The organism is Acidiphilium sp. PA (assembly GCF_026191915.1).
In the GTDB taxonomy this organism is placed as follows: Bacteria; Pseudomonadota; Alphaproteobacteria; order Acetobacterales; family Acetobacteraceae; genus Acidiphilium.
The window spans coordinates 1-7,179 of the sequence record NZ_JAIMBY010000053.1; the positions used below are offsets into that span (position 1 = coordinate 1).

The 7,179-nt window shown below is 58.6% G+C and carries 8 protein-coding genes, 1 tRNA gene and 1 pseudogene; 6 read left to right on the forward strand and 4 right to left on the reverse strand.

The features are described 5' to 3' along the window. Positions 1-231: 231 nt before the first annotated feature. On the forward strand, positions 232-963 hold the full coding sequence (locus AruPA_RS21005; RefSeq protein WP_139334221.1) for a hypothetical protein: 732 nt from the start codon (positions 232-234) through the stop codon (positions 961-963). A 116-nt stretch (positions 964-1,079) separates the two neighbouring features. Next, entirely contained in the window at positions 1,080-1,388 is a 309-nt protein-coding gene (locus AruPA_RS21010) for a CopG family ribbon-helix-helix protein (RefSeq protein WP_139334220.1), read from the forward strand. On the opposite strand, the gene AruPA_RS21015 is transcribed toward AruPA_RS21010, so the two are convergent. Then, entirely contained in the window at positions 1,361-2,035 is a 675-nt protein-coding gene (locus tag AruPA_RS21015; protein WP_051657651.1) for an NrsF family protein, read from the reverse strand. The genes AruPA_RS21010 and AruPA_RS21015 overlap by 28 nt on opposite strands. Continuing rightward, entirely contained in the window at positions 2,025-2,591 is a 567-nt protein-coding gene (locus tag AruPA_RS21020; RefSeq protein WP_076454834.1) for an RNA polymerase sigma factor, read from the reverse strand. The genes AruPA_RS21015 and AruPA_RS21020 overlap by 11 nt, the downstream gene beginning before the upstream one ends. A gap of 214 nt (positions 2,592-2,805) precedes the next feature. Here AruPA_RS21020 and AruPA_RS21025 point away from each other — a divergent pair, with 214 nt between their 5' ends. Beyond that, a complete protein-coding gene (locus AruPA_RS21025; protein ID WP_139334219.1) occupies positions 2,806-3,048 on the forward strand; it encodes a hypothetical protein in 243 nt (80 codons plus the stop codon). A 7-nt stretch (positions 3,049-3,055) separates the two neighbouring features. Beyond that, on the forward strand, positions 3,056-3,700 hold the full coding sequence (locus AruPA_RS21030; protein ID WP_051657652.1) for a DUF6969 family protein: 645 nt from the start codon (positions 3,056-3,058) through the stop codon (positions 3,698-3,700). 5 nt (positions 3,701-3,705) lie between these two features. Here AruPA_RS21030 and AruPA_RS21035 read toward each other — a convergent pair whose 3' ends face one another. Continuing rightward, complete coding sequence (locus AruPA_RS21035) at positions 3,706-3,867, reverse strand: hypothetical protein (RefSeq protein ID WP_245594238.1); 162 nt, start codon at positions 3,865-3,867, stop codon at positions 3,706-3,708. A 186-nt stretch (positions 3,868-4,053) separates the two neighbouring features. Here AruPA_RS21035 and AruPA_RS21040 point away from each other — a divergent pair. Further along, positions 4,054-4,140: transfer RNA gene (locus AruPA_RS21040), tRNA-Leu, on the forward strand. A 101-nt stretch (positions 4,141-4,241) separates the two neighbouring features. Here the strand turns inward: AruPA_RS21040 and AruPA_RS21045 are convergent. Next, a pseudogene (locus tag AruPA_RS21045) lies at positions 4,242-5,523 on the reverse strand (IS256 family transposase). A gap of 750 nt (positions 5,524-6,273) precedes the next feature. On the opposite strand from AruPA_RS21045, the gene AruPA_RS21050 reads away from it, so the two are divergent. Further along, entirely contained in the window at positions 6,274-7,023 is a 750-nt protein-coding gene (locus AruPA_RS21050; RefSeq protein WP_035231679.1) for a manganese catalase family protein, read from the forward strand. The last annotated feature ends 156 nt before the right edge of the window (positions 7,024-7,179 follow it).

Sequence of the window (7,179 nt, forward strand, 5' to 3'; positions counted from 1 at the left end):
CAGGGAGAATTGGAGTATTTGCAACCGAGGCGAGCATGGTGTTCCGTCGTGGTGAAGTTTTGTCTCAACAACAAATACTTACAACGAATCAACGGTTTACGCTATGCTCGCCGACCTTCATGCATAATGCGGGCTAGGCGTCGGATAACAGTCGGCCTGCCTCCCAACGAAAATCAACAGCATTTCTACAGAGTCATTAGGGAGTTAAAGTCTGATGCATGAGGTAGATGGATGAAACTAAAAAATCAAGTCGTACAGGAAGTATCTGGACAGGATCAAGTAATTCTAGAAACTACATCACGGCGTGCGATACATAACTCTGGATATAATCGTAAAGACCGGGATTTTTATGCAACACCGACATGGGTCACTGAGGCATTACTGCGTCACATTAAGTTTCGGGGTCCGATTTGGGAACCCTGCTGTGGTACGGGGGCAATGTCGACCGTTTTGACAAAGCATGGCCACGAAGTAGTCTCTACAGATATCGTGGATCGTGGCTTTGGGACAGCAGGCATTGATTTTATGAACTGCAAGGCCGTACCAAGCGGTTGTCGGACCATTATCACCAATCCCCCTTACGGCGATACCGGTTCACACACCGGCCAAGAAAAATCATCTCTCGCAATGTTAGATTTTGTCCGCCACGCTCTCGCTCTTTCGGAAACCACCGATGGTCAGCTTGCTCTTTTGGTGCGGCTACAATGGATTGCCGGAAAGCGGGCTGCTGATCTGATGTCCACCGCGCGGTTTTGCGCGGTTGTAGCGTTAACAAAAAGAATTCAATGGTTTGATAATGGTGATAAAACAAACGCCGCTCAACACCATCACGCTTGGGTCGTGTTCGATCAAAGTTACCCCAAAGGGAAACCTCCGTCACTTTTGTTTGCTGGGGTTGACGACGAAAATGTGCTCAAAACCGATGGCCAATATTTATTGCCGCTCAAAACTCTACATGGCTAATTATTGGGCATCTATTTTCCGGGTGCCCGAAAACGATCGATTTTGCGCATGCCGATTCGGCAGACGCTTGTTATCTTAATCACTAAGATTGAATATTATTCAAGCGGGAGGGGCAGATGGAGACCAGAGTTCTCACCGCGCACGTGCCACTGCCACTTGCCGTGAAGGTGGATGAATTGGCGAGCCGGATGGAGCGGTCGCGCGGCTGGATCTTCAAGCAGGCTCTGGCCGCTTGGATCGACGCCGATGAGATGAAGAGTACACTTACCCTCGAAGCCATGGCCGATGTCGCTGCCGGTAGGGTCGTGACTGGTGACGCGGTGCAAGCATGGGTGGACACCTTGGGGGGACCGGCCGTCTCCATTGCCGCGTTCGAAATCTGCGCGCACCGCTGCTCTCAGGATAAGGCGTTGATCGCGGTCTGACCCCGACGAAGCTGCACCAGAATGACGCGACTAACCGCGCTACCCGCGAGGGTGGACAGGGCAACACTACCCATCTGCCAGACCAGCAGGGTCGCGAAACTGGCCGCGCCGTGAAATAGCCGGAGTGAAAACTCGGCCGCCGCGGCAGCGGCCATGGCGCCGCATAGGGAGGCAGCGGTGGTACGGAACAGGGGCGTGCGGCGGAGGAGAAGAACCATGCCGATCGCCGGCACGATTCCGGCCATCGCAATCGCAGGAATACACATGACATCTGCGTGGAGACGCAGTGCATCCCCCTGCGTGGCTGCTGTCAGCAGAAGGCATTGCCGGCCGAGCGCACCTAGCCAAATCAGCATCATTCCAACCGGGAATACAAGTTTCCACCCCGGCTGATCAGGCCGGCCCGCGCAGAACGCGGCATAGGCCGAGGCGATGGCCGTCAGCGCCGCCAGAGCTTCGTCCAACGCGAAACCCGACCGAAGCAGCAGCGATCCCAGCGCCGGGCGTGGTCCCATCACCAGCGTGACCAGTGCAAGTGCCGGCAGCGTGATCGCGAGCCAGAGGGCGGTGGTTCGTCCTGGCGAACGCGCGCGGCGAACCGGGGCCAGATCGTTGGTTAACGCATCGATCAGGCTTTCATTCCGCATCGCCCACTCCCATGACGCGGCGAAGTCGGTGGATGGCCCGAAACGTTCTGACTTTCAGGGCTGTGACGCTCAAACCCGACGCTGCCGACGCTTGATGCAAACTCATTTCCTGCAATTTCAGCATATCGAGAACCTCTCTGTCGCGGGGCGACAAACGCCTGACCGCAGCGCGCATCGTCGCACGGTCAATAGTTGCCTCCAGCTGTGGATACGCAGTCAGGGCTGAAGAGGTTACAGGAAGATCATCTAAAACTGTTTCGTGCGCCGCGTGCCGGTGGCGCTGGCGGCGAACATCGGCCCCGCGCAGTTTCATGATGCCAAACAAAAATGGGGCTACCGGGCGGGGCGGTTCATAGAGATGCAGACTGCGGTGCAGGGCCAGCAGGGTCTCCTGCACGATATCCTCGATATCCGCGGCATTCGATTGCGGCCATCGTGCCCGCGCGCGACGGCGCAGCCACGGTAGAGCGGCGGACAACAACGCGGCATAAGCTCGGCGATCACCTTGCTGCGCCGCCGCCAGCCACAAACGCCAATGGGCGTCTTCCTCCGCCATTGTCCCCCCCTGAACCGGTGGCTCGATAATCCATTATAGTCAAGGTGGTGTCGATGGTCTCCCGTCCGTATTGACCCAAAAAAACGCGGCGCCGCGCGGGTAACCAAACCGCCGGCCGATGCGTATAATCCGGTGACGGGATCGTTGATCGGCCGGGTCTTGGCCGCACGCGATCACGTCGATCGCTCAGGGCTTAATTCAGAAAGGATACGCCATGACCAATCCCACGTCGCCGAACCGCATCACCAAGATATCGCTCACGCTGGGCTCCGCCGTTGCCGTTGCCGGGCTGGTCACCGCCTTACCGGCCCAGGCAGCCACCAGCGGCAGTCGCTGCAACGGCAAGACCATGAGCTCGAAATCTAGCAGCAAGACAGGCGGTGCTCAAACGAATCACGCTGCGATGTCGGGAAAGAGGACAACATCATCCAACTCCGCCACCTGCTCCGGAAAATAGTAGTGCAATGCAGATCGACCTGGACCAGAGACGTCTTGCGGCCGGCGTTTCACTGGTCGCGGCTATGCGCTCGATCGAGGACCGCGGTTCCAACCTGGTCGGAGAGTTGCTGAGTAGCGCGCCTTTCGTCGCGTTCGAACATTACCCGTCGGAAGATGTCTTCGATCCGGCGACGGGTGCGCAGTACTATTTCCATGCGCATGCACCAGAGGAGCACCGCCAGGGCGGCGCCGACTGGGCGGAGATCGGGCATATCCACACCTTCGTGCGGCCGGAAGGGCGCCGTGACGACGCTCCGATCCATCATCTCATAGCCATCGCACTCGATCGGTTCGGTCGCCCAACCCACCTGTTCACGACCAATCGCTGGGTCACCGGCGATGATTTCATAGCAGCGCGACAGGCCATGGGGTTCGCAAAAACCTACCACTTGACCGATCAGGCGCCGGCCAGCCGATGCATCAGCGCCTTGTTCACGTTGTTCGCGGACGATATCGCCAGCCTGCTGATCGAGCGGGATGCGGCGATCCACGCCTGGCAACGGGCGCATCCGGATGGCGAGGCGCTCGAGGATCGGGCGCTCGAGATCACGTCGTCCCGCACAATCGATCTCGTCGCTGTGTTATCCGAGCTTCAGAGCATGATCGATTGACGCGGTTATCGGCCGGGCGCCCATAGGAAAGCGAGTTCGGACAGGGTCCTGACCACGATGGCCGGCTGCCCCGGCAGCCGCTCCACCGGTTGATCGGCGCGATTGCACCAGGCGACCTGAAAGCCGAACACCGCGGCGCCATAGGCGTCCCAGCCGTTCGATGACACAAAACAGATCGCCTCACGCGCCACTCAAAAAGAGGTTTGTCTACCATTTTTATCACTATCACGATGTGTTGAAAACTGTTTCATTTCAGCGTGTTACGACAAATAGATTTTTTGAGGTAGGTTCTCGACTTTCGGGCTAGGTGCAGTATAGGTGCAGAGCGAGAAGCGCGGTATCGGCGGCCACCTGCGGGCGTGGTGGAATTGGTAGACGCGCCGGATTCAAAATCCGGTTCTGGCAACAGAGTGTCGGTTCGACCCCGACCGCCCGCACCAGCCCTAGCGGTTTAGTCCCGCCATCATTTCAGCATCGGTCGTGTCGCGAGATGTGTTGCAATTGCCTGAATGGCATCCCCGGCTTGGTGAGGATGGCTGTGTCAGGCGGCGATATCAAGTAGCATTGAGGAAGAAGGCTCCCCGAGGCTCTGCCAGCCGTCGACTTTGCGCATGGTGATCTGGCCAGAAGCCAGCAAGGACCCGAACAGCATTGCCGCGGTCTCGGCTGATGGCTGCACGGTCTGGGTTTTGATCCGCCGCTTGAATTCCTCGTGCAGCCGTTCGATCGCATTCGTCGTCCGCGCGGATTTCCATTGGCTGACCGGCAGGCTGGTGAAGGTGAACAGGCGATCACCGGCTTCTTCCAGGCTGGACGCCACGGCTGGGCATTTCAGCCGCCATTTCGCCAGGAACAGACGCCGGCGCCGCGCCACCTCCACGGCGGTCTCGGCGTAGATCATATCGTGATAATCGGCGGTGACCTCCTCATGCAGGGCATCCGGCGCATGCGCCAGTAGATTCCGATGCTTGTGAACTGTACAGCGCTGCGCCGGCACTTCCGGCCTCCGCAGCTTTCCATGTGCTTTGCACATGGAACCTTTGCTGCTCCCCTAAAGTGCTGCGAGCGCGCGTTCGAGACCAGCGCCGCCATCGATGAGCAGGAAGTCAGGGGTCTGCAGGCCGCGCGCGATCAGGTCGTCGAGCACAACCCGCCAGGCCGCTTCGCTCTCGCCTCCCATGTTCTTCACGGCAAGCAGAACCTTCTGGCCGTCGCGGCGGATGCCGAGCACGACCAGCAGCGAGATGCTGGTTGCCTTGCGGTCGATCCGAACCTTCACCACGGTTCCGTCCAGGATCAGCCGGACGATATCCTCCTCGGCCAGACTGCGCCGGTTCCAGGCTTCCCAATCCACCTTCACCTTCCGCCAAGTTCGGCTGACCACGTCCTTGCCTACCGCCCCTTTGAACAAGGCGCCGAGCGCGCGCTTGACCCGCCGCGTGTTGGTGCCGGAGAGGTAGGTCGCCGCAATCAGCGCCTCCGCCCTGCCGGGTCATCCGGGCGTAGCGCGGCAGAACAGCGCTGCGCCATTCCTCGGTCTTCCCGTCATCCGCCGCAGTTGGTATCCGCCCCCGTGGCACCGTGAGATCAACCGGGCCAAACGATCCTATCAACGTCCTCTTCCTGCTGCCCTGCCGGTAGCCGGCTGAGCCCGTCTCCTCGCGCCGGTATCGGCCTCGGCCAAGAGCCGCGGTCAGCTCTTCCTCAAGCAATTCTTCAATGAACCCGCGCACCCGGTCCCGAATGCCGGTCTCGATCGGATCGAACCAGTCAGCCCCGTCAAACAGGCTGGCTTCCGGCCTCGCTGTGCTATGCTTGTCCATGGCGGAGGCAGCAAAGGTTTCATCGGCGCAGCCGATGGAAAGCTGCCGGAGGTGTGATCTCCATCGGCGCTCGAACGCCGAGTCTGGTGGTTGAACTCACCCGGAGATTACGCCACCCCGAATCTCCACACACCTCGCGACGGGACCTCAGCATCTGAAGCGCGACACATCATAATTGTATCCACGAGGTGCCGGCGCGGAACGCTCCAACAAGGTTTTTCTATTGTCGTTCCGTGTTTCGGCGGTGCCGGGCCAGACGGCGGCAGCGATTTGCATAAAGTTGCGGGTCCTGTCTCGGCTCACGGCTCCAACGGTAGCAGTGTCTATGGCACCATCATCAATCAGAACGCCTCGGTGCAGGCATTGGATGAGGCGGCTGATGGATCTTCAACTGCATAACAGTGCCGGAGGTCCTACGGTGTTGGCGGTCAAAGGAGCAGATTAAGATCGTCTTGCTGGATGGTGCCGTGCAGCGCGCGGAGATGCCAAATATTCTTTGCTGGCGATGGACGGCCATCCATCACCAGGTGCGCTACCGGGGCGGGTTGGCCGGGCTAAATAGCCAACAAGAAACGGGCCATGCGGAAGTCGAAATGCCTCCGCATTTGATGCAAAGCAGAATTTAAATAAAAATAAAGAATAACTCATCCGGCTTGAACGACAGCGGTATCAGCCAATCTTTTGACCACTACAGATGCTGGAACAGCCAAAGTTTTGCTCCAGAGATTATTCCATCGAAAAGGAGTCCGAATGTTCTTCCATCGTAAAGAGCTTATTCGCGAAGTCAAGGTAGGGACGCCCAACCCGAAATTCGGCCAGTTTCTTCTGGAACAATTTGGCGGTGCCACTGGCGAGCTGACCGCCGCTCTGCAGTACTGGGTGCAGTCTTTTCATGTTGAGGATGCGGGCATCCGAGACATGCTGCAAGATATCGCCATGGAGGAGTTCAGCCATCTTGAGATGGTCGGAAAGCTGATTGTGCAGCATACCAGCCAGAAGGAGCATCACAAGTTTCACGATGTTCCACTTTTTGCCATCAAGGGAATGGGTCCGCATTTTGTCGATAGCCAGGGCTCCGCGTGGACAGCCTCATATATCAACGAAGGCGGCAACGTCGTCCGCGACCTGCGCGCGGATATCGCCGCGGAGGCCGGCGCCCGGCAGACCTATGAGGCCCTGATCCATCAATGCGATGACCAGGGTACGCGCGATGCGCTGGTGCATCTGCTGACCAGGGAGATCACTCATGCGCAGATGTTCATGAAGGCACTGGATTCCATGGGTAAGCTGACCGATCCGTTCTTCGGCACGATCCCCCCTGATGATACCGTGAACGTCGTCTTCAACCTCTCGCAGGGCGAGGACAAGCGCGGGCCATGGAATACTGAGCCGTTCCAATATGTCGAGGATCCCAAGCCGAAGGGCGGCCTGCCACCGGCATTCGATAATCCCGATGATGAGAAAGCCAGACCGAGGCAGATGGCTACGGCGTCGATATAGCGGTAAGCATGGATTCTTGCGTGCCTATCCGGTTGACTCAGACACCCACTAGGGCTAGTGGCCCCCGCCATGGCGGCCATTGACATTCACCAGCGTGACGAACTGGCTTTCCCCCGATCGCTCCCCGAATTTCAGAAGCTATTTCCTGACGACGCC

What these genes read in the sequence shown, in the direction of transcription:
- AruPA_RS21030 (WP_051657652.1), top strand. Translation starts at nt 3,056, where the DNA reads ATGCAGATCGACCTGGACCAGAGACGTCTTGCGGCCGGCGTTTCACTG.
- AruPA_RS21020 (WP_076454834.1), bottom strand. Translation starts at nt 2,591, where the DNA reads ATGGCGGAGGAAGACGCCCATTGGCGTTTGTGGCTGGCGGCGGCGCAG.
- AruPA_RS21025 (WP_139334219.1), top strand. Translation starts at nt 2,806, where the DNA reads ATGACCAATCCCACGTCGCCGAACCGCATCACCAAGATATCGCTCACG.
- AruPA_RS21010 (WP_139334220.1), top strand. Translation starts at nt 1,080, where the DNA reads ATGGAGACCAGAGTTCTCACCGCGCACGTGCCACTGCCACTTGCCGTG.
- AruPA_RS21050 (WP_035231679.1), top strand. Translation starts at nt 6,274, where the DNA reads ATGTTCTTCCATCGTAAAGAGCTTATTCGCGAAGTCAAGGTAGGGACG.
- AruPA_RS21015 (WP_051657651.1), bottom strand. Translation starts at nt 2,035, where the DNA reads ATGCGGAATGAAAGCCTGATCGATGCGTTAACCAACGATCTGGCCCCG.
- AruPA_RS21005 (WP_139334221.1), top strand. Translation starts at nt 232, where the DNA reads ATGAAACTAAAAAATCAAGTCGTACAGGAAGTATCTGGACAGGATCAA.